We start from the raw sequence: 1,299 nt of genomic DNA, 5'->3' as shown, positions 1-1,299 counted from the left end.
CGAGGACCGACTGCTCGCCACCGCGGGCCCCGTCCTCACCCACCTGCGCGACGTCACCGGAGAAAGCGCCCAGCTCTACCGCCGCCAAGGCGAAACGCGCATCTGCGTCGCCGCCGCCGAACGACTCTCCGGCCTGCGCGACACCGTCCCCGTCGGCAGCACCCTGCCCATGAAGGCCGGCTCCGCCGCCCAGGTCCTCCTCGCCTGGGAAGAACCCGAACGCCTCCACCGAGGCCTCCAGGGCGCCCGCTTCACCGCCACCGCACTCAGCGGCGTCCGCCGCCGCGGCTGGGCCCAGTCCATCGGCGAACGCGAACCCGGCGTCGCCTCCGTCTCCGCCCCCGTCCGCGGCCCCTCCAACCGCGTCGTCGCCGCCGTCTCCGTCTCCGGCCCCATCGAACGCCTCACCCGCCACCCCGGCCGCCTCCACGCCCAGGCCATCATCGAAGCCGCCAACCGACTCACCGAAGCCCTCCGCCGCAGCTGACGGAACACGGCCGAACGCCGGAAGGGCCCCGCCGGCAACCCGGCGAGGCCCTTCGATGCATTTCCGAGGGAAAACAAAAAGACCCCGGAACCGGGGTCTTTCCAATTTCTGGCTGGGGTACCAGGACTCGAACCTAGACTAAATGAACCAGAATCACTCGTGCTGCCAATTACACCATACCCCAACACAAAGCAAGGGCCGATGGGCGAGCCCATCGGCTTCCTGCTCTGAAGTACCCCCGACCGGATTCGAACCGGCGCTACTGCCGTGAGAGGGCAGCGTGCTAGGCCGCTACACAACGGGGGCTTCCTGGCGATCCCTTGCGGGATCAGTACCCCCGACCGGATTCGAACCGGCGCTACTGCCGTGAGAGGGCAGCGTGCTAGGCCGCTACACAACGGGGGCTTTCCAGGTGATCCCTTGCGGGATCAGTACCCCCGACCGGATTCGAACCGGCGCTACTGCCGTGAGAGGGCAGCGTGCTAGGCCGCTACACAACGGGGGCTTGATCTTCTTTTGTGTGCCGTACTCGCGTACTGCGCTGGGGTACCAGGACTCGAACCTAGACTAACTGAACCAGAATCAGTCGTGCTGCCAATTACACCATACCCCACCAGAGTTGAACCCTTGCGGGCCCTTCTCAGGCGTTGCGCCTCTCGGTCGGTCCCTTCCGAGGGGCTTTCGCTCCCTCGTCCGTTCCCTCCCGGGCGGCGCAGAAAGAACATTACCCGACGTCGGCCCTGGCTCCAAAATCGATAACCCCAGGCAGCGGCCGGGGGGCCCGCGGATGACCTCCGGGTACGCCGCGGGCC

General features: G+C 67.4%; 1 protein-coding gene and 5 tRNA genes. 1 reads left to right on the top strand and 5 read right to left on the bottom strand.

The annotated features are described in order from the left end of the window. Positions 1-487: IclR family transcriptional regulator (locus ACFU7Y_RS44025; protein ID WP_380772084.1), on the top strand; the 487-nt coding region annotated here is incomplete at its 5' end. Positions 488-596: 109 nt separating this feature from the next. On the opposite strand, the gene ACFU7Y_RS44020 is transcribed toward ACFU7Y_RS44025, so the two are convergent. The 5 genes from ACFU7Y_RS44020 to ACFU7Y_RS44000 form a co-directional block, all read right to left on the bottom strand. Beyond that, positions 597-671 (bottom strand) — tRNA-Gln (locus ACFU7Y_RS44020). A 49-nt stretch (positions 672-720) separates the two neighbouring features. Then, a tRNA-Glu gene (locus tag ACFU7Y_RS44015) sits at positions 721-793 on the bottom strand. Positions 794-819: 26 nt separating this feature from the next. Continuing rightward, positions 820-892 (bottom strand) — tRNA-Glu (locus ACFU7Y_RS44010). 27 nt (positions 893-919) lie between these two features. Next, a tRNA-Glu gene (locus tag ACFU7Y_RS44005) sits at positions 920-992 on the bottom strand. Between the two features lie 36 nt (positions 993-1,028). Further along, positions 1,029-1,100 (bottom strand) — tRNA-Gln (locus ACFU7Y_RS44000). Positions 1,101-1,299 lie beyond the last annotated feature (199 nt).

The organism is Kitasatospora sp. NPDC057542, assembly GCF_042801945.1.
Lineage (GTDB): Bacteria > Actinomycetota > Actinomycetes > Streptomycetales > Streptomycetaceae > Kitasatospora.
Note: the sequence above shows the minus strand (reverse complement) of the source record. Positions and strands in the feature narration are given on the sequence as shown.